The sequence below is a fragment of the Psychroserpens sp. AS72 genome (assembly GCF_038900375.1).
Classification (GTDB): Bacteria; Bacteroidota; Bacteroidia; order Flavobacteriales; family Flavobacteriaceae; genus Psychroserpens.
This window is the reverse complement of record NZ_JBBMRC010000003.1, coordinates 171,073-194,953: the sequence shown is the minus strand read 5'-3', so window position 1 is coordinate 194,953 and position 23,881 is coordinate 171,073. Positions and strand designations below refer to the sequence as shown.

Annotated in this window: 23 protein-coding genes; 9 read left to right on the top strand and 14 right to left on the bottom strand. The window is 32.1% G+C overall.

Annotation, left to right across the window (positions count from 1 at the left end; all coding sequences use genetic code 11):
- Positions 1 to 21 precede the first annotated feature (21 nt).
- The 4 genes from WNY78_RS07070 to WNY78_RS07055 all read right to left on the bottom strand — a co-directional run bounded on the left by WNY78_RS07070 (position 22) and on the right by WNY78_RS07055 (position 3,169).
- Complete coding sequence (locus WNY78_RS07070; RefSeq protein ID WP_342872498.1) at positions 22 to 891, bottom strand: nucleoside phosphorylase; 870 nt, start codon at positions 889 to 891, stop codon at positions 22 to 24.
- Positions 881 to 1,828, bottom strand: a complete 948-nt coding sequence (locus WNY78_RS07065; RefSeq protein ID WP_342872497.1) for a DUF1835 domain-containing protein — start codon at positions 1,826 to 1,828, stop codon at positions 881 to 883. Before WNY78_RS07065 ends, WNY78_RS07070 begins: the two co-directional genes overlap by 11 nt.
- Entirely contained in the window at positions 1,825 to 2,157 is a 333-nt protein-coding gene (locus WNY78_RS07060) for a translation initiation factor (protein WP_342872496.1), read from the bottom strand. The genes WNY78_RS07065 and WNY78_RS07060 overlap by 4 nt, the downstream gene beginning before the upstream one ends.
- 64 nt (positions 2,158 to 2,221) lie before the next feature.
- On the bottom strand, positions 2,222 to 3,169 hold the full coding sequence (locus WNY78_RS07055; protein WP_342872495.1) for a 2-oxoglutarate and iron-dependent oxygenase domain-containing protein: 948 nt from the start codon (positions 3,167 to 3,169) through the stop codon (positions 2,222 to 2,224).
- A 153-nt stretch (positions 3,170 to 3,322) separates the two neighbouring features.
- On the opposite strand from WNY78_RS07055, the gene WNY78_RS07050 reads away from it, so the two are divergent.
- Positions 3,323 to 5,323 (top strand): dehydrogenase E1 component subunit alpha/beta, encoded by a 2,001-nt coding sequence (locus tag WNY78_RS07050; RefSeq protein ID WP_342872494.1) that lies wholly within the window; start codon positions 3,323 to 3,325, stop codon positions 5,321 to 5,323.
- A 55-nt stretch (positions 5,324 to 5,378) separates the two neighbouring features.
- Here WNY78_RS07050 and WNY78_RS07045 read toward each other — a convergent pair whose 3' ends face one another.
- On the bottom strand, positions 5,379 to 5,633 hold the full coding sequence (locus WNY78_RS07045; RefSeq protein WP_342872493.1) for a hypothetical protein: 255 nt from the start codon (positions 5,631 to 5,633) through the stop codon (positions 5,379 to 5,381).
- A 79-nt stretch (positions 5,634 to 5,712) separates the two neighbouring features.
- Here WNY78_RS07045 and WNY78_RS07040 point away from each other — a divergent pair, with 79 nt between their 5' ends.
- Positions 5,713 to 6,030, top strand: coding sequence for a hypothetical protein (locus WNY78_RS07040; protein WP_342872492.1), 318 nt, complete (start codon positions 5,713 to 5,715; stop codon positions 6,028 to 6,030).
- On the opposite strand, the gene WNY78_RS07035 is transcribed toward WNY78_RS07040, so the two are convergent.
- Positions 6,027 to 7,265 carry a dipeptidase gene (locus WNY78_RS07035; RefSeq protein WP_342872491.1) on the bottom strand — a complete coding sequence of 413 codons (1,239 nt, stop codon included), beginning with the start codon at positions 7,263 to 7,265 and terminating at the stop codon, positions 6,027 to 6,029. The two genes, WNY78_RS07040 and WNY78_RS07035, sit on opposite strands and share 4 nt — an antisense overlap.
- Before the next feature lie 132 nt (positions 7,266 to 7,397).
- Here WNY78_RS07035 and WNY78_RS07030 point away from each other — a divergent pair, with 132 nt between their 5' ends.
- A complete protein-coding gene (locus WNY78_RS07030; RefSeq protein ID WP_342872833.1) occupies positions 7,398 to 7,826 on the top strand; it encodes a hypothetical protein in 429 nt (142 codons plus the stop codon).
- Positions 7,827 to 7,908: 82 nt separating this feature from the next.
- On the opposite strand, the gene WNY78_RS07025 is transcribed toward WNY78_RS07030, so the two are convergent.
- Positions 7,909 to 8,475, bottom strand: coding sequence for a biopolymer transporter ExbD (locus WNY78_RS07025; RefSeq protein ID WP_342872490.1), 567 nt, complete (start codon positions 8,473 to 8,475; stop codon positions 7,909 to 7,911).
- A gap of 759 nt (positions 8,476 to 9,234) precedes the next feature.
- Here WNY78_RS07025 and WNY78_RS07020 point away from each other — a divergent pair.
- From WNY78_RS07020 to WNY78_RS07005, 4 genes are all read left to right on the top strand, one after another.
- On the top strand, positions 9,235 to 10,749 hold the full coding sequence (locus tag WNY78_RS07020; RefSeq protein WP_342872489.1) for a DEAD/DEAH box helicase family protein: 1,515 nt from the start codon (positions 9,235 to 9,237) through the stop codon (positions 10,747 to 10,749).
- A 97-nt stretch (positions 10,750 to 10,846) separates the two neighbouring features.
- Positions 10,847 to 11,569: a hypothetical protein gene (locus WNY78_RS07015; RefSeq protein ID WP_342872488.1), complete on the top strand. Its 723-nt coding sequence runs from the start codon at positions 10,847 to 10,849 to the stop codon at positions 11,567 to 11,569.
- A 160-nt stretch (positions 11,570 to 11,729) separates the two neighbouring features.
- Positions 11,730 to 12,191, top strand: coding sequence for a cold shock domain-containing protein (locus WNY78_RS07010; RefSeq protein WP_342872487.1), 462 nt, complete (start codon positions 11,730 to 11,732; stop codon positions 12,189 to 12,191).
- A 9-nt stretch (positions 12,192 to 12,200) separates the two neighbouring features.
- Entirely contained in the window at positions 12,201 to 12,584 is a 384-nt protein-coding gene (locus WNY78_RS07005; RefSeq protein WP_342872486.1) for a hypothetical protein, read from the top strand.
- Here the strand turns inward: WNY78_RS07005 and WNY78_RS07000 are convergent.
- The 5 genes from WNY78_RS07000 to aroB form a co-directional block, all read right to left on the bottom strand.
- The gene (locus tag WNY78_RS07000; protein WP_342872485.1) at positions 12,568 to 13,143 is read right to left on the bottom strand and encodes a pseudouridine synthase; all 576 of its coding nucleotides are present in this window, start codon (positions 13,141 to 13,143) and stop codon (positions 12,568 to 12,570) included. The two genes, WNY78_RS07005 and WNY78_RS07000, sit on opposite strands and share 17 nt — an antisense overlap.
- Before the next feature lie 64 nt (positions 13,144 to 13,207).
- On the bottom strand, positions 13,208 to 15,532 hold the full coding sequence (locus WNY78_RS06995; protein WP_342872484.1) for a DNA topoisomerase 3: 2,325 nt from the start codon (positions 15,530 to 15,532) through the stop codon (positions 13,208 to 13,210).
- Positions 15,533 to 15,679: 147 nt separating this feature from the next.
- Positions 15,680 to 16,444 carry an SOS response-associated peptidase gene (locus tag WNY78_RS06990; protein ID WP_342872483.1) on the bottom strand — a complete coding sequence of 255 codons (765 nt, stop codon included), beginning with the start codon at positions 16,442 to 16,444 and terminating at the stop codon, positions 15,680 to 15,682.
- Between the two features lie 235 nt (positions 16,445 to 16,679).
- On the bottom strand, positions 16,680 to 17,066 hold the full coding sequence (locus tag WNY78_RS06985) for a VOC family protein (protein ID WP_342872482.1): 387 nt from the start codon (positions 17,064 to 17,066) through the stop codon (positions 16,680 to 16,682).
- Positions 17,067 to 17,218: 152 nt separating this feature from the next.
- A complete protein-coding gene (gene aroB / locus WNY78_RS06980; protein ID WP_342872481.1) occupies positions 17,219 to 18,295 on the bottom strand; it encodes a 3-dehydroquinate synthase in 1,077 nt (358 codons plus the stop codon).
- Positions 18,296 to 18,365: 70 nt separating this feature from the next.
- On the opposite strand from aroB, the gene WNY78_RS06975 reads away from it, so the two are divergent.
- Both WNY78_RS06975 and WNY78_RS06970 read left to right on the top strand, forming a co-directional pair.
- Positions 18,366 to 19,538: a proline dehydrogenase family protein gene (locus WNY78_RS06975; RefSeq protein ID WP_342872480.1), complete on the top strand. Its 1,173-nt coding sequence runs from the start codon at positions 18,366 to 18,368 to the stop codon at positions 19,536 to 19,538.
- 107 nt (positions 19,539 to 19,645) lie between these two features.
- Positions 19,646 to 20,647, top strand: coding sequence for a GNAT family N-acetyltransferase (locus WNY78_RS06970; RefSeq protein ID WP_342872479.1), 1,002 nt, complete (start codon positions 19,646 to 19,648; stop codon positions 20,645 to 20,647).
- Positions 20,648 to 20,699: 52 nt separating this feature from the next.
- On the opposite strand, the gene WNY78_RS06965 is transcribed toward WNY78_RS06970, so the two are convergent.
- Together WNY78_RS06965 and WNY78_RS06960 are read right to left on the bottom strand one after the other, a co-directional pair.
- On the bottom strand, positions 20,700 to 23,048 hold the full coding sequence (locus WNY78_RS06965; protein WP_342872478.1) for a polysaccharide biosynthesis tyrosine autokinase: 2,349 nt from the start codon (positions 23,046 to 23,048) through the stop codon (positions 20,700 to 20,702).
- An 18-nt stretch (positions 23,049 to 23,066) separates the two neighbouring features.
- A complete protein-coding gene (locus WNY78_RS06960) occupies positions 23,067 to 23,873 on the bottom strand; it encodes a polysaccharide biosynthesis/export family protein (protein WP_342872477.1) in 807 nt (268 codons plus the stop codon).
- Positions 23,874 to 23,881: the final 8 nt, after the last annotated feature.

Below are 23,881 nucleotides of genomic sequence, written 5' to 3'. Positions count from 1 at the left end.
TGTGTTTGTCTTAAATTAATCTTACGATACTATTTTATCTAATGTGTACTTGATGAGTTTTTCAACAATGGCTTTAGGATCTTCACTAAAACCACCAGTAGCTCTATTTGCAATAATTGCATTCATAGAGAGTGCGTTGTGTCCTAATAAATTAGAAATCCCATAAATTCCTGCAGTTTCCATTTCTAAGTTAGTAATAGATTTTCCGTCGAAATTAAAATTAGCCAATTTATCATTTAACTCATTATCTTGGATTGGTAATCGTAATATACGTCCTTGTGGACCATAAAAACCAACGTTAGTTGCAGTAAAACCAGTAACTGTTTTGTCACTAGATAATTTTTTTAATAAACGATCACTACATTTTACAACATAAGGATCAGATTTTTTATCAAACCAATTGGTTTGTACTTTCAATGCCTCGGAAATTTTAAAATACTGCACATGTTCGCTATCATAAAAATGTAGCAAACTATCAAAACCTGCAGCATACTCACTTATCAAAAAGGAATCTAAAGGAATTTCTTTTTGAATAGAGCCTGAAGTCCCAATTCTAATGATGTCTAATGAAGTTAACTCAGATTTAATTTCACGTTTGTCAAGATCAATATTGACCAAAGCATCCAATTCATTGAATACAATATCAATATTATCTGTACCAATACCAGTAGAAATTACAGTGATTTTTTTTCCTTTGTAGGTCCCTGTTTGTGTGTGAAATTCTCGCTTATGAGTTGTAAATTCTACACTATCAAAATGTTTAGTAACACTAGCTACACGATCAGGATCACCAACCGTAATAATTGTATTAGCCAGATGTTCTGGACGTAAATTTAAGTGATAGACACTTCCGTCAGGGTTTAATATTAACTCAGATGCTTTAATTGGCATTTATTATTGTTTTAATGAGTTTATTATGTTGTTTGTCAAATTTAAAATCTAAAGCTCTAACTCCTCCATATTGGATGGTGTTATTCATTTCGGCTTGATAATTATGTTGATGTTCAAGAGCTAAATGCCCTTTTCTATTTAATGTTAACGAGTTTTCAGTTTCAGTAAAGAATAAAGACAATACATCGATAACACGTGCTAATTGTATATCTCCATAACCATAATAACCTTGATAATGAAGTGCATATCCTACAAGATGGTGTCTAGAAGTTATTTTGTTTTCTTTTACAAGCTTTAAAATATTGTATTCTAAAGAACTAATGCCACTTCTAACATCTGGAAAACGTTTAATATGTGCCTTCAAACAATTACTCATATATTTAAATGATGATGTTCTTGTAATTAACGGTTTAAGTAAATTATGATCATTTCCGCAGTAAATTTTCCAAACTTTTTTTGCAAGTGAAATATCATCAACATTGAGTTTTACTTTATCAGCATAGTGTTCATGAATTTGCTTTGGAGTTAATTCACCAAGACCTTTTAAGCCTTTTTCGCCTTCAACACGACCACTACAAACTAGATAAATAGGTAAGTAGATTCCTTTTTGTTCTAATAAACTTATGACTGCTACCATATTTATATGACAAAACAAATCATACTCAAACCATAAAACAATCTCAGTAAAATTAGTGATATCGTCTAATTTTTTAAGTTCACTTGTGATATCTTTTTTACTTAAGCTAATATCATAAAAGGATTTAAAAAAGGATTTCCTAACTTTAAAAAACTCTTCTGAAGCCACCATTTCTACTGTTGGCCCAACACAAAGTGTTTCTTGCCATGAGATGACATTAGCCTCAGTAACTATGTTTAATTTTAAAAGATAATCTGTTAAAGCATTTCCATTTGTGATATGTAAAGTTGTATCACTCATCCTCCAACACGTTTTACATTAAAACCTTTATCCTTTAAGATTTGCATAATTTTATCTCTATAATCACCTTGAATGATAATTTTATCATCCTTAAAACTTCCACCAACACTCAGTTTTTGTTTTAATTCTTTCGCTAGCTTTTTAAAATCTTCTATGGCTCCATTATACCCTTCAAGAATTGTGATTGGCTTCCCTTTTCGTTTTTCATACTTACAAATTATTGGGTCGTCTTGTAACCAAATACCTTTGTCTTTAGTTTCTTTTTCTTCGGAAACTTCTGCTTCCACATGCTCTGGAAAGAGGTTTTTTAATTGATCTTGTAAATCCATGACATCAGTTTACAGTCTCAGTTTACAGTCACAGTAACTGAATACTGCGACTGCGACTGAATACTTATTTTTTTAGTCCAAGTTCAATTAAACGCTCATTTAAAAACTCACCAGCTGTGATATCATCAAACTGCTTAGGATTATCTTCATCAATACAACCTTCTAATACGTCTAATTTCATCTCACTTATTGGATGCATAAAAAACGGAATAGAATAACGTGATGTTCCCCAAAGTTCTCTTGGTGGATTCACAACTCTATGTATTGTAGACTTCAATTTGTTGTTAGTATGTCTTGATAGCATATCTCCAACATTAATCATTAACTCATCTGGCTCTGCCATAGCATCAATCCATTCGCCTTTATGATTTTGAACTTGTAATCCTCGTCCTTGTGCACCCATTAATAAGGTGATTAAATTAATGTCACCATGAGCTGCTGCACGAACTGCGTTTTCAGGTTCTTCTAGAATAGGAGGATAGTGAATTGGTCTTAATATAGAATTCCCGTTGTGGATATAATTATCAAAATAAGTCTCTTCTAGATCTAAATATAAAGCCAATGCACGCAATACATATTTTGCTGTTTTCTCTAGCATTTGGTAAGTCTCTTTACCAATTTTATTAAATTCAGGAAGTTCATTTACAATGACATTCTCTGGATATTCCTTAGCACGTTCTGGATCATCTTCTACATATTGTCCAAAATGCCAAAACTCTTTTAAATCGCCTTCTTTTTTACCTTTAGCGCTTTCTTTTCCGAAGGAAATATATCCTCTTTGTCCACCAATACCTTCAATTTCATAACTGCGTTTTGTTTCTAATGGTAGGTCGAAAAAGTTTTTTATTTCACTATATAAATTATCAACAAGTTTGTCGTCTAAAAAATGACCTTTTAAGGCAACAAAACCAATTTCTTCGTAGGCTTTACCAATTTCATCAATAAATTTTTGTTTTCTATTTGCATCTCCAGAAAGGAAATCCTGAAGATTCACACTTGGTATTCTATTCATTGTATCACGGATTTAATTAAATGTCAAGATAACAAAAATAGCGAAAATTGTCCTAAAATCACAGATTTCACTTACACTTAAAAAAAACGGACTAAGACCTTATAAAACTCAATTTTTATTTACATTTGATTTACTAACAAAATATATCAAATAATGTTGACCTCAACCAAGAGTCTAATAGCCTACGATAAGAAAAATCTAGACGATAAAACACTTTTAAGCCTTTATAAAAACATGCTTAAACCTCGCATGATAGAAGAGAAAATGCTTATTCTCTTACGCCAAGGTAAAATTTCAAAATGGTTTTCTGGTATTGGTCAAGAAGCGATTTCTGTAGGTGTTACTATGGCCATGCAAAAAGATGAATATATTTTGCCAATGCACAGAAATTTGGGTGTTTTTACAACGCGTGAGATTCCGTTACATCGTTTGTTTAGTCAATGGCAAGGTAAAGCAAACGGGTTTACAAAAGGTCGTGATCGTTCGTTTCACTTTGGTACGCAAGAGTTTAATCTTGTTGGTATGATCTCGCATTTAGGTCCGCAATTGGGAGTTGCAGATGGGATTGCACTCGCCAGTATATTAAAAGATAAAAAGTCTGTAACAGCAGTTTTCACTGGAGAAGGCGGAACTAGTGAAGGTGATTTTCATGAAGCTTTAAATGTAGCTTCTGTGTGGCAATTGCCAGTTTTATTCTGTATTGAGAATAATGGCTACGGATTGTCAACACCAACAAGCGAGCAATATAATTGTAAAGATTTAGCAGATAGAGGTAAAGGTTACGGTATGGAATCTTTTATTCTCGACGGAAATAACATACTAGAAGTTTATACCAAGATTAACAAATTGGCCGAAAGTATTCGTAAACGTCCAAGACCGATTTTAATCGAGTTTAAAACGTTTAGAATGAGAGGTCATGAAGAAGCAAGCGGAACAAAATATGTGCCAGAAAAACTAATGAAAGATTGGGCTAAAAAAGATCCAGTAGATAATTTTAGAGCCTATTTGATGGAGAATCGTTTGTTAACTGAAAAAGAAGACAACTCATTTAGAGAAACAATTCTTGATGAAATAAATGAGCATTTACAAATGGCTTACGATGAGGAAGCTATTGTACCTAATGTGGAAATTGAGTTAAATGATATCTACAAACCGTTTCAATACAAAGAAGCAACACCAAGTACAAAAACTGAAGAGTTACGATTTATAGATGCCATATCTCAAGGTTTAAAACAATCTATGGAGAAACATAATGATTTGGTCATTATGGGACAAGATGTAGCAGAATATGGAGGTGTTTTTAAAATTACCGAAGGTTTTGTTGAAGCCTTTGGAAAAGAACGTGTGCGTAATACACCAATTTGCGAATCTGCAATCGTAGAAGCTGCAATGGGATTATCAATAGCAGGAATGAAAGCTGTTATGGAAATGCAATTTGCAGATTTTGCAACTTCAGGTTTTAATCCTATTGTAAATTATTTGGCTAAATCTCATTATCGTTGGAACCAGCAAGCAGATGTTGTGGTAAGAATGCCATGTGGAGGAGGAGTAGCTGCAGGACCATTTCATTCTCAAACTAATGAAGCTTGGTTTACAAAAACACCAGGTTTAAAAGTGGTATATCCAGCATTTCCTTATGATGCAAAAGGCTTATTAGCCACAGCAATTGAAGATCCAAATCCAGTGTTATATTTTGAGCATAAAGCTTTATATAGAAGTATTCGTCAAGAGGTGCCAATTAATTATTATACGATACCTTTAGGAAAAGCAGCTTTGCTTAAAGAAGGAGCAGACGTTACTATAATTACTTATGGTGCAGGAGTACATTGGGCTTTAGAGACTTTAGAAAACAATCCAGATATTAATGCAGACCTTATAGATTTAAGAAGTTTACAACCTTTAGATACCGAAACTATTTACGCCTCAGTTAAGAAAACAGGTAGAGCTATTGTTTTACAAGAAGACTCACTTTTTGGAGGTATTGCCAGTGATATTTCTTCATTAATTATGGAAAACTGCTTTGAGCAATTAGATGCACCTGTAAAACGTGTAGCTAGTATGGAAACGCCTATTCCTTTTATCGGACAATTGGAGGAACAGTATATGGCAAAAGGTAAGTTTGAAAAGGCTTTGATTGAGTTGTTGGCTTATTAATTTTTATTATAACTTTAAAAAGTTGAATGACTGAGTACGAAACAGACATAATTAATTATTCAAAAAAAATAGCAATTGCTTCATTCATTATTGGTAGTCTAATTTTCTTAGCATTCTTAATTTTGAACGTTGAAAGCATAGCTGCTTTTGGGTTTTTATTTGCCTTATTTGCAATTCTTGCAAATGGAATGACGCTAATACAATTAGTATTTCTATGGGTTTTCAGAAAAAATAAAAGAGTGATTTTTGGTAAGGTTATATTATTTGTTTTGGCTAATATTCCTATTGCTTTGATTTTTATAAAAATCACGAGATATGTTTATAATTATAGATTTGGTTTTTAAACTCAATGAAATATCTAAAGTCAAAACTGTAAATAAATAACTAAAATGATCCCAAGCAAAAACTCCAACAAATCCTTCCAATTCGCAATAATCACTATTGTGAGTTTTTTGATATTTGTGCTGTTACAGTTTCTTGCTGCGAGTAATAACATTTCCGAAGAAACCTATACTTACGCAAGTAGTTTCTCTATTTCTGTTGTTTTTGTGGCAGGAATTGCAGGCTTTATTTTTAGCATGAAAGGGTGGAAGGAGCCAATTTCAGTAAAAAAAATAATTGGGTTACTCGTCAATTCTATTTTAATTCTTTTATTAGTAGGTATTATTGTTGCTAGTATTAAGGATATTAGCAATTTGTTAGCCTAAGATTGTATTTTTTTCGCTACAGCCTGAACCTCATCCAAAACTCTCAATAAATTGCCACTCCAGAGTTGTTCGATTTCTTTTTCAGAATAACCACGTTTTACCAATTCTAGGGTGACATTAAAAGTTTCTGAAGCATCACTCCAGCCATCAACTCCGCCACCTCCATCAAAATCACTACTAATCCCTACATGTTTGAGTCCAATTTTTTTAACCATATAATCAATATGGTCTACAAAATCTGATACATTTACTTTTGAAGGAAAATCTTCAATTTGAACTGCTTTTTCATCTGCTAATCTTATGATTTTACCTCTCACATCGTAGAATGCTTCTTTATCTTCTTCAGACATTGTTTTCATTTCACTCCAATCATACCATTTGGCACCTAATGAGGCAGCTACTTCTTTTCTAATGTCTTTGATTGCTTTATTTCTAACATCATTTTTTTCGGTATTTGTATAGGTTTGAAAAGCTACGGTTTGAATAACGCCTCCATTTTTTTTCATCCATTCTAATTGTTCATCATCCAGATTTCTACTGTGATCACATAAGGCTCTAGCCGATGAATGTGACGCTATAATTGGAGCTTTACTTAATTCTATCATTTGGCGCATAGATTCTTTTGAAGGATGTGACACATCTATCATCATACCCAAACGGTTCATTTCCTTAATGACTTCTTTTCCCAAATAGCTTAATCCATCATGAAGCCAAACATCATCTTCTTCTCCAGTATTGCTATCACACAATTGACTATGACCATTATGCGATAACGACATGTAACGTGCTCCTAAATTGTAGAATTTTTCAACATTTGAAAGGTCTGTTCCAACCGGATATCCATTTTCTATACCAATCATGGCTACTTTTTTTCCTTCTGCGGAAATTCGCCTAACATCATCAGAAGTCACAGCCAACTCAATTTGGTTTGGTGCAATGTCTTCAACTAATTTGTGAATGGCATCAAACTTAGACATCGCATTATCATAAGCGTTTTTATAACCTTCATCACTTAATGTATCCTGACCTGTGTAAACGATAAACCATGCAACATCTAATCCGCCAACTATCATTTTTGGTAAATTAACTTGAGATTCTAAATTTTGCGTGTAATTGATAGAATCTGTGAAATTCTTAACATTTATATCGCAGTGTGTATCTAAGGTAATTACACGTTCATGAATGGCTCTAGCGTGTTCAACTAATGCAATAGCATCTGCTTTGTTCGAATTCATATCATGAGGTTTATTGTCATTTTTACAAGATGTAACCATAATTACAAGGCATAATGAGATATAGATGGATTTCATAAATTTTAGATTTCATTTTGATTGTGAAGTTACAAAATCTTATATTTAAAAATGAATATGGCTAACTCTTATAAACTTATCATTGTCTTGTTTTGTTTGCTTCTTTTTAATTGTAAAGAAGAAGAAGAGGAAAGTGGATACGAATGGAAAACGATTAAAGTGACTGCAACTGCTTATAATTCTTTGGAATATCAAACAAATTCTAATCCACATATTACAGCATTTGGAGATAGTTTAAAACCTGGACTTAAGTATATTGCAGTATCTAGAGATTTATTAAAAAACGGTTTGGGACACAATACTTTAGTAAAAGTAGAAGGTTTGGAAGGCACATACTTAGTGAAAGACAAAATGAATCGTCGTTTTAAAAATAAGATTGATCTTTATATGGGAACTGATGTTAAAGCTGCAAAAAAATGGGGCAGACGCAAGGTTAACATCAGTTATAGAGTTGAAATTGAAAAGGATTCGGTTAAAATAAAATAGCTATTTGTCATTTCTGTACAGGCAGGAATCCACTTTTGTTTTTGAAAATAGATTCCTGCTTTTGCAGGAATGACAGTATTCACTAATTCTTAATCTCAGCCTCAGATAAAATAAAAGGATAAGCCTTTTTTACCTCTTGAAGTTCTTCTTGAGTTAATTCATTCGATGATTTCTTATAAACATCAGTTGCATAATTGCTTCGTAATTCATAATACGCTTTTGTAATTTCATCTTGAACTTTAATGTAAAAATCATAAGATGTTTCTTGATCATTAGCTAAAGAAACAACTGCTTTTTTTGGATTGTCTGACAACTCTTTATCTGCTAAACCAACACAGTAGTCGCAAGAACCATCACCATTATTAGTTAAGAATTCTTTAGTAATGTCTTTAAGTTCATCAATAGAAATGATTTCATTTTCTACGAGTAATTCGTTTTTAGCATTGACTTTTATTTCTAGAATATTTCGCTGGTGAACAGGATTATCATCACAAATTACATTGGGAGGACAAGGTGGTGGCAATTTTCTATTAATCCCTTTGTCTTTGGGTATAACTGCGGTTACTAAGAAAAAAATAAGCAATAAAAATGCAATATCTGCCATAGATCCTGCATTAACTTCTGGGTAATCTCGTCTTGAACTTTTCATAATAGTGAGTGTTTAGATCCCAAATACTTTTCAGTAAAAAAGATGATTAATAATTCTAATCACGTCACAAAAACGATACCGTAATTTATTGTTAATGCAAAAAGACCAGCACACATATGGTTTGCTGGTCTTTCTCGATTTTATATTGAAACGAATTTCAATACAGATTGTTGATTGATGAGTAATTTAATTATAACACTAACGTAACGTTTCTAAATCGTCGTTTGTTGTGTGTGATGTATTAATAATTCTAGATAATGCTTTCATGGTAGATTGATTTTTTTTGATTGATGATTGTTATAAACTATCTATAACGTCTTTTCTGGTTCCAAGTATAAATTCGTGTTTCAGTGTTTGTACTTGTAATTTGATTGCTGTTTAATGTTCTCATGATATTTGATTTAATTGATTGATGAAATGTGATTAATACGTTATTAATTATCTGTAACGTCTCTTTTTGTTCCAAGTATAGATTCTTGTTTCGCTTCCTGTACTTGTTAATTGATTGTTGTTTAAAGTTCTCATAATAATTGATTTTAATACTGAAATAAATTCAGCTGGTTAGATTGATGTTATACTTAAGAGACGACAGAAGAATAAATTTGTTACAGTACTATGTATAACAAAGTAGTTTTTTAACAAATTTTAACACAAATAGAGGAGAATTACTTTTCAATTGTTGTCAACAATATGCGTTGAAAACCCTTCTAATGAGTTAATTTTGTGAGAATTTTTTTTTCAGAAGCTATTAATATATATATGTCCGAAACCCTTCAAGTAACATCAAATAAAGAAACGAAAAAGCGTCTCTATGACTATCAAATTGCTGATTTAAAACGCATTTTTGAAGTATTTGATGCTGCTCCAGATAATTATAATCTATTATACCAATTACCAACAGGTGGTGGTAAAACGGTTATTTTTTCTGAAATCGTAAGACGATACATTAAAAAGCATAAAAAAAAGGTTGTAATTCTAACACATCGTATAGAATTGTGTAAACAAACATCTAAGGTTTTAAATAATTTTGGTGTTAATAACAAAATCATCAATAGTAAAGTTAAGGAATTGCCAGACCAAGACCAGTACGAATGTTTCGTCGCCATGGTTGAAACCTTAAATAATAGACTTAACGATGGCAAGCTTAATCTAGAAGATATTGGTCTTGTAATCATTGATGAAGCACATTATAACTCCTTTAGAAAGTTATTTGGCTTTTTTGAAAATTGCTTTATTCTAGGCGTTACAGCAACACCTTTGAGTAGTAACATTAAGTTACCAATGAAAGATAATTACAAAGAACTCATTGTTGGTGATAACATTTCGACATTAATTAAAAATGGTTTTTTAGCTTCCGCGGAAATATACAACTACGATGTGTCGCTTAATACATTAAAGATCGGAATCAATGGTGATTATACTGTAAAATCTTCTGAAGCATTATATACCAATACAGCAATGCAAGGCAAATTATTATTTGCTTATGAAGAACTTAGCAAAGGAAAGAAAACACTTATTTTTAACAACGGAATCAACACTTCAAAAGAAGTATATTACACATTTAAACGTGCTGGTTACGATGTACGTCACCTTGATAATACATGCAATAAACAAGAACGAAAGGATATTTTAAAGTGGTTTAAAAATACACCTAATGGGATTTTAACATCAGTAAGTATTTTAACTACAGGTTTTGATGAGCCAACAGTTGAATCTATAATCTTAAATCGTGCTACACGATCACTAACTTTATATTTTCAAATGATTGGAAGAGGATCTCGAGTTCGTGGTGATAAAAACACGTTTAAAGTCATTGATTTAGGAAACAATGCTATTAGGTTTGGTCCTTGGAGTCAACCTGTAGATTGGCAACATATATTTAAAAATCCAGATTTTTATCTTGAAAATCTCCGTAATGATGAAGATATAGAGCGAGAATTTGTCTACGCAATGCCAGATTCACTTAAAAAACGTTTTAAGAAAAATCCCAATGATGATTTTGATATTAAAGAAGAATACAAAAAAGTCACAAGAGAAGGCAGTAAATCTATGCAAGCTATAGAAAACAGTATTGCGCAACATTCTCAATTAGTGATTGCGAATAGTGAAGATGTTTTTGAAGCTAGAGAACTGTCTAAACTGTTACATGATGATATTTGTTACCGTATTAAACAATATTGTTACTGTATCATGAACAGCACAAAAAACTACAAAGAGTGGTTGTTAGAAGAGTATACACGTAAACTTCGTTTGAGTTTCAACGGAAAGTTTTAACGTAATTTTTAAATAATTAAGCTTTTTACACGTTACTTTTGAGATTATATGATATTAGGTATAGTTTTTGAATATACCATATCAAACTATATTATTGATGAAAAAAAATATCATCTTATTATTACTTTTTTCTCTATTTGCGTTGCATGTTTTTGCGCAACCACCAGATACTAATGAGAAAAAATCAATAAAAATTCCTGCTAAAGAAACTAAAGAAAAAGACACAGCTTCTGTGAAATTGGATATAAAACCAAATTCTAAAATAGGTATTACTAAAACTAAAAAGAATATCTCTGGTATTACCGTTCCTAAAGTAAGTAAAGAATCCATTACAAAGCCAAAGAAAGAATTCTCGATGATTCATGATAATGGATTGAAAAATCCAGGAGAACTTTTCGAAGAGAAATTTAATAAAGTAGCTGTTGAGCAAGGACTCAAAATTGAGACGATGGCAGATGTCTTTTTAGGTGAAATTAAAAGTAATGGTGCCTTTGTGAGAATCGTGTGTCGCGATCATGAATATCCAGATGGAGATATCGTACAAGTTAAAGTTAACGATGATATTATAGTTCCAAGATTAGTATTAACAGGTGGTTATAAAGGTTTTAATGTGGACTTAAATGTTGGTAGTAACAAAATTGAGTTTACTGCTTTAAATCAAGGAGAATCTGGACCAAATACTGCAGAATTTATTGTCTACGATGATAATGGCAATCTTGTCTCTTCAAAAAAATGGAATCTCCTCACAGGTGTCAAAGCAACAGTAATCGTAGTTAAGGATGCTAATCCTATAACAGAAAAAACTAAAAAAGTAAATTAAAGCATTATCAAATCACTTTTAAAACGAATGTAAATATTAATTTGTTTAACGACTTATTAACTATATTATTCTCGGACTTTGATTAATCATAGATATAGCTTATCTTTGATGTCAGTGATGTGTTGAACGTTACATAATTAAAAACAACAGAAAATAAAGAATGGCAAAGTCGCAACAGACATTTAGTAAAAGTGAAAAAGAAAAGAAGCGTTTAAAAAAACGTGAAGACAAGCGCAAAAAAATGGAAGCGCGTAAGAGAGAACAAGAAGAAAATGGAGGAGCAGAAAGCATCCCATTTGCGTATGTTGATCAATTTGGAAATCTAACAGATACACCTCCAGATCCAGCAGACAAAGTTAAAGTTAAGGCAAAGAACATCGTTCTAGGTGTGCCTAAAAAAGAAGATATTGAAGAAGAAGAATACGATCCAATTAGAAAAGGAAAAGTATCTTTCTTTGATCACTCTAAAGGATTTGGTTTCATTATTGACACCGAAGACCAAGAAAAATACTTCTGTCACGTTAGTGGACTTATTGACGAAATTAACGAAAACGACAAAGTACAGTTTGAATTAGAAAAAGGGAATCGTGGAATGAATGCGGTTCGTGTAAAAGTTATCTAATACTTCTCATTGAAAATTTTATCGTTCTTAATAGTTATACTAGCATCAGCAACATCTTTTGCTCAACATCTAGATTGTTCTAATTTTAAATCAGGACATTTTAGATATTTAAATAAGGATTATGCTGATTTGCTAACTATTAGAACAGACACTACCCAAATAGATGTGTATAGTGAAACATCAGATTTCAAAGCTACTAGTCATTTAAAATGGTTATCAGATTGTAGATATAAGTTTGAATACTACAAGGTAAATGATCCTAGATTTAAATCTATTATTGGAACAACATATACTGTTGAAATTACCGAAATTAAAGCAGACACTATTGTTTGTCATAAAGTAGTAAACGAAAAACTACAAGACAGTATGCTCATGTTTAAGATAAAGGATTAGCAATTTCTTTAGCAGATCCCATTTCTAAACCATCCAAAGTGATACTCCCAACACGAATTCTAACCAAACGCAACGTTGGAAACCCAACCACAGCAGTCATTTTTCGTACTTGTCTAAATTTACCTTCATTAATTGTTATTGAAATCCAAGTGGATTTACCATGACGTTCATCTCTAATTTTTTTAGTTCTTTCTGGGAAATCAGGATGCGTTTCTAATATAAATGCTTTGCAAGGTTTTGTGAAGTACGTTTCGCTTTTATGACTAATAGTTACACCATTTTGTAATTGAGAAATTGCATCAGGTGTAATCTCACCATCTACTTGTACATAATATTCTTTATCTGTTTTAGAACTTGTGATGTCAAAACTCACTTTTCCATCTGTCGTTAACAATAACAAGCCTTCAGAGTCTTTGTCTAATCTTCCAATTGCCATTGTGCCTTCAGGGAAATCATGCAATTCTCCTAAAAATTTCTTGTTGATTTCATGTTTGGCGTTGGTTTGAAACTGACTTAAATATCCATAAGGTTTAAAGAGTTTGAAATGACGATGATTCATGTATGAGTTTCTTGTTTTCCTGCAAAGTTTCTAAAACCTCGCAGGTTATTTTTTAGCACAACGATTAATTGTCACCTTTTAAAATAGCATACACCAAGTCTTTGGTAAGCTTTCTGTCTTTTGCTTTGTCACGAATGGCGTCAAATGACATCCTAAAATCACAACCAGATTTGTAAGCACTACAACCATAAGCCGTTTTTCCTTTCATAATGTGACCTTGGTTACATTTTGGACAAGTAATCGCATCTGGTTTTTGTTCTGTTTTTTGTGCTTCGGAAATTTTAGTTTTTCCTTTTTTTGCTTCTAAAACCAGTTTAAAGCTGTCATCAAAACGCAATAAACCTTCAGTCGTTCCAGTTTCCGAAGTAAACCCTTTTAGATTTACGGTAGATCCTTTTTGTAATAATCTGATAAATTGTTTTTCAGAAACCTTCTTTCCGAAGTTTTCAAAAGGCATCACAAAACGACAACCTGATTTAAAATCAGAACATCCATAAGCCGATTTCCCTTTTAAAATAGTCCCTTTTTTACATTTTGGGCACGTTTCCGAAGTAATACCAGCAGCTTTTTTTGTCTTCGTTTTTGCTTGTCGTTGTTTAACCACAGTTGCTTGTGAGATATTAGCACGATTGGTTTCACTACGTACTTCGTACACCAAGTCGTCAACCATTTTTTTCATGTTTTTGATGAAAAGGCTTGCACTATAATCTCCTTTTTCTATGTCTTTAAGTTGCTTTTCCCAAAGACCAGTGAGCTCTGCAGATTTCAATAATTCGTTTTGAATCGTATCAATAAGTGCAACACCTGTAACGGTTGGAAGCAATTGCTTTTTATTACGTTTGATGTATTGACGCTTAAATAAGGTCTCAATAATATTGGCACGTGTTGACGGTCTGCCAATACCGTTTTCTTTCATTAAATCGCGCAGTTCATCATCATCAACTTGTTTGCCTGCAGTTTCCATAGCACGTAGGAGTGAGGCTTCCGTAAATTGATTTGGAGGCTTCGTTTGTTTCTCTAAAAACGAAGGTTCGTGTGGTCCTTTTTCACCTTTAACAAAATTAGGAAGCGTGTCTTTATCAGATGAGCTTGTAGTTGTTGATTTTCCGAATTTAAAAACAACCTTCCAACCGTCTTTTAAAATCTCTTTACCAGTGGTTTTAAAGTTGACATCTGCAGCTTTACCAATAACCGTTGTATTTGAAACATCGCAATCTGGATAGAAAACTCCAATAAAACGTTTAACGATTATGTCATACACTTGTTGTTGGTTGTATTGCAAATTGATTTCGATTCCTGTTGGAATAATGGCATGGTGATCGGTTACTTTTTTGTCATTAAAGACTTTAGCCGATTTCTTTATTTTTTTACCTAATAGCGGTTGTGTTAACGCAGCGTATTTTGTGAGTTTTTCTAAAATACCATGAACCTTAGGATAGACGTCATTTGGTAAAAATGTGGTATCAACTCTTGGATAGGTGACTACTTTTTGTTCGTATAATTTCTGAACAATTTTTAACGTCTCATCTGCAGAAAACCCGAATTTTGTATTGCAATACACTTGTAAACCTGTTAAATCAAATAGTTTTGGAGCGTATTCTTTCCCTTTCTTTTTTGTGGTAGATACAATTTCAAAATTGTCTTCTTTGACTTTTTTTGCAAGAATATCTCCATCTTCCATTTTGAGAAATCGACCGTCTTCATATGCAAAAAGTGTATCTCTATACATGGTTTGTAATTCCCAATACGGTTGAGGCCTAAAGTTTTCGATGTCTTTAAAGCGGTTAACAACCATTGCTAATGTTGGAGTTTGCACACGACCAACAGATAAAACTTGCTTGTAACCACCATGTTTTACAGTGTATAAACGTGTTGCGTTCATACCTAACAACCAATCACCAATGGCACGAGAAAATCCTGCATAATACAGATTGTCATAATCTTTAGAATCTTTGAGGTTTTGAAACCCTTCTTTAATCGCTTCTGTTGTTAGTGACGAAATCCATAAGCGTTGCACTTTACCTTTATAATTTGCCTGGTCTAAAACCCAACGTTGTATGAGTTCTCCTTCTGTTCCTGCATCACCACAATTAATGACCAAATCTGCTTTATCAAATAAGGATTTTACAATATTGAACTGTTTTTTAATTCCGGAGTTATTAGTCACCTTTGTTTTAAACTTGTCTGGCAACATTGGTAGGTTATTGAGGTCCCAACTTTTCCAATACGGTTTATAGTCATTAGGTTCCATTAATGTGCAGAGATGACCAAAAGTATAGGTCACTGCATAGCCATTGCCTTCATAGTAACCATCACGTTTTGTGTTGGCACCAAGAACTTGCGCGATTTCTCGTGCTACGCTAGGTTTTTCGGCAATGCAGACTTTCAAATTATTATTTTCTTCGGAAATTTATATAGACACGCAAAATAGGAAATTGTAAGTGTATATAGAAAGAGAATTGATGGTAGTTATTAACGGTTTTGGATTAAATTCTAAAAAAATGAAAGTTAGACTATGGAAAGTTGATTTATGCTATTAAAATTCAAGCTCTTCATAAACCACTTCTTTAGTAATGTCTTCAACATTGCCTATATAATCTTTGCCTCGTAATTTACCAACTGTGTGCGCTTTTAATTTTATTTCAGGATTAATTTTAATCAATTCTTGAATTTTTATTTGATCTATATCATCTTGGATTGCCAACAACCATTGTTTTTCAAGCTCATTTGATAAAATTAATGGCATTCTTGGACCTTTGATTTTTGGATTGTTATGAATTTTAGTCATCAATGAATTCCCTTGAGTTGTAACGATAGAAAAGGTATTCATTTTTCCACCATGTTTTGGGTTGATCCATTTGCTCCATAAACCAGCAAATGCCATTGGCTGTTCGTCTTGTCTCTGAATAAAAAAAGGATATGTTTTCTTATTGAAATGGTGATGCTCATAAAAACCATCCACATAAATGATACATCTATTGTGTAGAGCAGATTGTTTAAACGACGGTTTTTCAAAAATCGTTTCTCCACGAGCATTTAATGTGTTGTTCCAAAATGTTTTTAATTGGTCTTCGTCTTTTACCCAATCTGGCACAAATCCCCAAGTTGCAACCGTTGGAAAATCTGGCGATTCATTCGTGTAGATGAGCATTTCAGGATGATTAAATCCAGAAACATGATGCAAAGGTAAATTTGTGAGTGGGATTAATTTTTCTAAAATTTCTTCTGCAGCAACTTTATCACCTTTTCTTATTACTCGCTGTATTTGAGCTTGATAGCTTGATTTGATGTCGTAGCACATGATTACTAATTTAGACTTTACATTATTCAATACTATTATAAATTCCGATTATTGAAACTAGTACCATAAATTTAAAAATTAAAGCTGTAATAAGCATCTTAAAATTAAACTTAGATGCTTCTATTTATAAGCTGGAAAGAACTGATAAAAAAACAAAAGCCATAAAAAAGAAGCCTATTAAAACACTAAAGATCATCTAACTAGTATTTCAAAGTAGGTGAGAGGTTGGCAATTATTATGAGACAGCATTATTTATTTCAATCCAATAGCCATTTGGATCTTGAAAGTATACCTGTTGAATGCCGTCGTTTCTAATATAGTCTTTATTTGGTGTGTCTTGCCAATCTGAATAATCAATTTTTAGATGAATTAGGTGTTTTATAAATGCATCAAAATCAGACGTTGATAAAGCAAAATGGACAGCCTTATTTATTTTTATTTCAGAATTTGGACGAGGAATCAAATGCAATTGTTTGCCTTCATTTAAAGATAGCCATCTTGTTTTAGAGTCTGAAGCTGTATTTTTAATTTCTTTAAGCTGAAATACTTGTTTATAAAACGCAATCGATTGGTCAACATCTTTTACAGAAAGCGCTATATGATCGAAAGTAAATGTGGACATAGTTGATAATTTCTGTTTTTAATTTTTCTTTTTTATATAATTCTATCTTCTTAGATGCTATCGCATTATCGAATGTAGTCGTAGTTATATCAGAACTTCTCAAAGTAATAATTTGAGTAAACTTGTGTTTTAATTCGATTTTATTCTAATAATCATTTGAAACTATTAAGATAATACTCAAAACTACTAATAATCAAGTCGTTATCAACTAAGCAATCTATTTTAGGATTCCCAATAGTATCTAGTAATACGAAGTTGACATTGCCATGTTCGTTTTTCTTATCGTACTTCAACAACTCAATAATGGCATCATAATCTGATGGTTCAATCGTAACAGGTTTGTAGATGTTATTTAATGACTGAGTGATGTAATCTAAATCTTGTTTTGGTAGATTTAAGATTTCCGTAGAAATAAAACATTCTAGAATCATACCAATAGCAATGGCTTCGCCATGTAATAATTCTTCTTTTTTAGGATGGCTTAAAAAATAAGATTCAATCGCATGACCCAAAGTATGACCAAAATTAAGGTGCTTGCGCTCGTTTTGCTCAAAAGGATCTTTGGTTACTATTGTTTTTTTAATCTCAACAGACTCATGAATTAATTCGTCTAAATCGTTGAGTGTGAGTTTTGATAAATCGGTGAGTTTATTAAAATAGGCTTTATCGACGATGAGACCGTGTTTTAACATTTCGGCTAAACCAGATTTCATTTGATTTTGAGGAAGCGTATCTAAATAAGAGGTGTCTATAATGACCATGTCGCCTGAACTAATCACACCAACTTGGTTTTTAAGAGCACCAAGGTCTACACCAGTTTTTCCACCAACAGAAGCATCTACCATTGCTAATAATGAGGTTGGGATGTTGATATATTTAATTCCTCTTTTAAAAGTACAAGCCACGAAACCACCAAGATCTGTGACAACTCCACCACCAAGATTAAGCATGAGGCTTTTACGATCTGCTCCAAGATCTGACAGAGCGTTCCAAACTCCAACGCAAGTATCAATCGTTTTATGTTGTTCTCCAGCATCAATCTCAATGACTTCGATAGTGATTTTAGTTTCTAATTGTGCCATGAATTTTGCCAAACAATGCTCATGAGTGTTAGAATCTACTAAAATAAAAATTTTAGAGAATTTGTTGTTTTCAATATAATCATTAAGCTCTCTGTATGCTTTTGCATTAAAATGAACTTTGTATGTTTTGGTTTCAATAGAATTCATGCCGAAAATTACCAACTTTTTATAACATATTACCTACCGAATAATTATTTTTGTTACATATTCTTAACATATGAACACAACGACACTTTTTGATAATACCGAAGTTGCTTTTGCACTCAAAAACGACTCTCAGTTAGAACGCGCTTATTTTTTGTTTAAGATGATTTCTTATGAGCCAATGGTTCGTATAGGAACAGCAGCCACAAATTTTGCGCTCAAAGCAAAGTTGCCAGTTGAGGGTTTGATACGTTCTACGGTTTTTGATCACTTTTGTGGAGGTGTTAATGAGGAAGATTGTTTGCCAGTAATTGACAATATGTTTACTAAAGGTGTGAGTGCTGTTTTGGATTATTCGGTAGAAGGGAAGGAAGTGGATGCTGCTTTTGATGATTGCAGAGATAAAATTTTAAAAATTATCAAGTTTGCCGATGAAAAGGAAGCTATGCCAATTGTGGTTTTTAAACCTACTGGTTTTGGACGTTTTCATTTGTATCAGAAATTAGGTGAAGGAAAGACATTAACTTCCGAAGAAAAAGAAGAATGGGACAGGGTCGTTGCACGTTTTGATACAGTTTGTAAACTTGCTAAAGACAAAGATGTAGAAGTGTTAATTGATGGTGAAGAGAGTTGGATGCAAGATGCGGCAGATGATCTTTGTGAAGCTATGATGAAAAAATATAATACAACAAAACCTATTGTTTATAATACGTTGCAGACGTATCGTTGGGATCGTTTAGATTATTTAAAGTCGCTACATAAACGTGCAAAAGCTGGTGGATTTAAAGCTGGTTTTAAAATTGTACGTGGTGCTTACATGGAAAAAGAACGCAATAGAGCAGAGGAGAAGGGTTATGATTCTCCAATTTGTGAGAGTAAAGTGGCTACAGACGAGAATTTTGATACGTGTATGCGTTATATCTTAAATAACTTAAACGATATTTCCCTTTTTATAGGAACTCATAATGAACAGAGCTGTTATCTCGCTATGAGAATGATGGAAGAGAAAGGGATTGAAAAAACCGATAATAATGTGTGGTTTGGTCAGCTCTACGGAATGAGCGATCACATAAGCTATAATCTCGCAGCACAAGGTTATAATGTTGCTAAATATGTGCCTTTTGGACCAGTAAAGGATGTTATGCCTTACTTGATTAGACGTGCAGAGGAAAACACTTCAGTTGCTGGACAAACTAGTAGAGAACTTAATCTCTTAAAGCAGGAACGTAAAAGACGAAAATTATAATGGTGTTTGTCAATTATTCATGCGATTTATAGAATAAAACATGAATATGTATTAAAAACATCTATTTTCGCCTAGAATTTAACCAAACACATTAAAAAATTTCAACAATGAAAGGTAATCCTTTTACTTCCCAATCGTTTGAGCGCAATTGGATTAAACATTATTGTAAAGATCAGAAAATTACCTCATTTGATTTTCTTCGGAATGTGAAGTTCACCAAAACTAAAATTTGGCCTATATATGTGAATATTGGTAAGAATTTCACCAACGGAATTACTTATGACATCAATAATGAAGTAATTGATTTTAAAGGAAAGGTTGCACTTATTTATGATGTTCAAGATTTTAATACAGTTGAAGCGCCAACACGATCTCGAATTAAGTTAAATAAAGTAAGACAGTACGAGGCGTATTACGGTGATTTAAGTGAGCGAAAATCTATTGAAGAAGTCATCACTGCTAATTTTAATTCTTCAAAAAGTAGATATAATTTTAGACGTAGCTTAAAGCAGCTCAATGAAGCAGTAGATTTAAAGGTTGATTATTTTTATGGTGATATAGAAAAAGACGCTTATATCAAATACATGCAATTGTTTAAAGATTTATTGAACAAACGTTTTGATGATAAAAGTGAGTTTAATACGGTTTTACCAATGTGGGATTTTTATACAGATCTCATCTATGACATGATTTTAGAAAAACGCGTGGTATTAAATGTGCTTTCTAATGGTGAAGAGCCAATTGCCATGTCTATAAATTTTGTGACAGATCAAGCAATTTCTGTAGCGATTAGAACTTTTGATATCGCTTATAATAAACTAAACATTGGAAATATAGAAATTTATAAGTTGATTGAGTGGTGTTTAGAAAATGATATTAAAATGATTGATTTCTCAAAAGGTGAAGGATTATACAAAACGCGTTGGACAGAAATTGAGTATCATTACGATTTTCATATTCTATATGATTCTAAATCACTTTACGCTTCAATAGTTGGGATTACACTTACTAAGTTTTTTAAATTTAAACAATACCTCAGAGACAAAGAAGTTAATACTTGGGTGATAAAACTTAAGTATTTTAAGAAACGTCTATTAGGTCAGAAATAGATATAAAAAAATCCGCAATGTTAAAGTTGCGGATTTTTTTATTTAGGTCGTTTTATCTTTTAAATAGTTTTTCAAACCATTTCTTTTTTCTATTTGGATTATTACCGTAGCCATAACCATAGCCTTTCTTTTTAACGCTACCATTAAGTAATGTGACCATATTAGGTAAACGTTTTTCTTCATATACGGTTTGTGCAATATGTAATTGACGTTTGTCAATATTATTAGCACTAACAACATAGATGAAAATATCTGCATGATCGCTTATTAAAAGTGTATCTGTTACTAAACCAACTGCAGCAGTATCAACAACTATGTAATCGTAATCTTTTTTTACATTATCAAAAAGGAATTTGACACGATCACTCATGAGCAATTCTGCTGGATTTGGTGGAATGGTACCAGATGGTATCACATTTAAGAATGGATTATCTGGAACATTAACAGTCACATCTTTTATAGATAGGCTTTTGTCTGAAATAAAATCTGTAAGTCCTTTGTTAGCAGTTATATTCAAATAATCATTTACTCTAGGTACACGAATATCTGTTTCTATGAGGAGTACTTTCTTTTCTGAATATGAAAATGAACTAGCAAGATTAGTTGTAGTATGTGATTTTCCTTCTTGAGCTGTTGTAGACGTCACAAAAATAACTTTACAAGGATTGTCATTTCTTTGAAGCATAAAATCAATATTGGTTCTAATGATTCTAAAAGCTTCTGCCTTTGGAGAATAATCTACTTTTTTAACAACTTTTAGTTTACCTTCACCTTTAGGGATATCTCCAATAAAAGGAGCTTTAATAAGACGTTGCACATCTTCTTTAGTATGTACTTTATTATCTAAGATATCTTTTACATAGATCAATGATACAGGAATTAAAAGCCCCAAAATAAGTGATGCTAAATAAATAGTGCTTTTCTTTGGTGCAATAGGATCATCATTTGTGTAAGCTAAATCAATTACTTTTGCGTTTGCAGATGACATACCTAATGTGATGGCTGTTTCTTCACGCTTTTGTAATAAATAGAGATACAATGATTCTTTAATATCTTGTTGACGTTTGATATCTCTAAACTGTCTTTCTTTAGTTGGCGCAGTATAAATTTGACCTCGAATTCTAGAATTCTCTCTATTAAGATTATTTAGTGTAATTTGATTAGTAGATATAATGTTCTCAATACTTTGATTAAGATTCCCTTTTAAAGCATCAATTTGGTTATTTAAATTAACTACTGTTGGGTTTTTATCGCTAGAATTTTTTAGTACTTGATTTCGCCTTGCTACTAATTCGTTGTATTTATTTGTTATCTGTGCAACATTGTTATCTGTAATACCAATATCTGCAGGTAAAAAATCTGAGCCACTATTTTTGATTTCTTCACTCATAAATTCTGCCATCTGTAATTGATTACTAGTTTGGTTAATTCTAGATCCAATTTCACGCTCACTTTCTAAAAAGATATTTGATTGCGATCCTAAAGCAGTAAGTCTGTTATCTTGTTGAAGATTTTGTGCAGTAAAATCTACTTGTTCTAATTCATTAGATACGACGTTTAATCGGTTGGTGATGAAATCTGAAGTCACTTGAACAATCTTCTCTTTATCTTTAATAACGTCTTCGTTATATTTTTCAATGACTTTATTGAGAATAAGACGTGCTTTTTCTTTTATCGCTTGGTCAATTGATAACTTTATAACGTTTGATTTTTCTGTAGTATTTATTTTAATTTGTAAAAGATATGCTTCAACAACACTATGTACAGGACGAAGTTTGATTTCAATAAATGAGCCAGGACTTGAACCGTAAGCACCTATATTTGGAGTAATAACAAATTCGCCAATTGATGATTTTACTTTTTCACCAAAGTTGTATGTTTTTGTTTCTCCATCATTAAACTCAAACAAATCATTAGTATTCACATTTGAAAACTCATATTTTTGAGCTGATATAATTTTAATATATAAGGACTTATTGATGTTTTCAACAATAGAGTCTGACATAAAAAAGTCAATATTCACAGGTGGATTTAAATAGATTTCCTCCTTTTTTACTTTTCCAGTTAAATAAAAAGTTGTGTTTAGATTTAGATCTTTTACGACTTGTGTAATAATGGATCGAGATTTAATAACTTCTATTTCATCTATAACACTAGGTAATGTACTTCCTCCTAATCCACCACTTTGAAGCGCAGAGATTTCAGATAAACTTCTAGAATTCTCATCCTCCTTTAATTTAATAGTCGCGTTGGCTTGATACATAAACGTACTATATCTAATTTTAATGAATGCAATAGCTATGGCTATTAACATACAAACTAGAACAAGCTTCCACTTTGATAGGTATAACTCAATTAAATTAATAATAGATTCTTTATTTGTAACTTGATTTTGAGACATAATATGCTTTGAGCTTAATTAGTTTCTAAATATGAAGATAGCTGCAATTGTTGCTAAAGTTGATACTGCAGAAATTAATACACCTGTATTTGGGTTGTATGTAGACGTTCTAACCCTTGAGTTGTTTGGTTCAACATATATTATATCATTTTGTGAAAGATAATATACTGGTGAATTAACGACGTTTATAGACGTTAAATCATATTTAGCATATTTCTTTTTTCCATCGACTTCACGAATTAAGAATATATTATTTCGTCTTCCGTAGATTGTTAAATCTCCAGCTAATCCTAAGGCTTGGATAAGTGAAATACGTTCTCCTTGAACCGTAAAGTTCCCAGGATTATTAACTTCACCACTAACTGTAATTGTGAAATTAATAAGTCTTATATTAACGATGAATTCATTAGCATACTCACCAATTTTCTCTTTAAGCATAGCTGTTGCTTCTGTTCTTGTGAGTCCACCCATTTTGATGGTTCCAAGTGTAGGGAATTCAATATTGCCTTGAGGGTCTAATAAATAGGTTTGTCTTAAAACAGTAGTTTGTTCAGTAGCTCCTGCATTAGAATTGTTATAAGCTACAGCTGGTAAGTTGAAAGCTGAAACAGATTCTACGTTTTGTGAGGATACATCAATAGTTAAAATATCATTTGGTTTATAACGAATCTCATAATTATTATCTAATTCACTTAAGCTTTGATCTGTAATAGGTTCATCTTGAAAATAAATGATATCTTTTCTACTTCCACATGATGTCAATAATGCAATAAAGGATAGGATAAGAAGTGATTTTGATATAAGTTTTAAATGTTGACGCATCATATTTAATT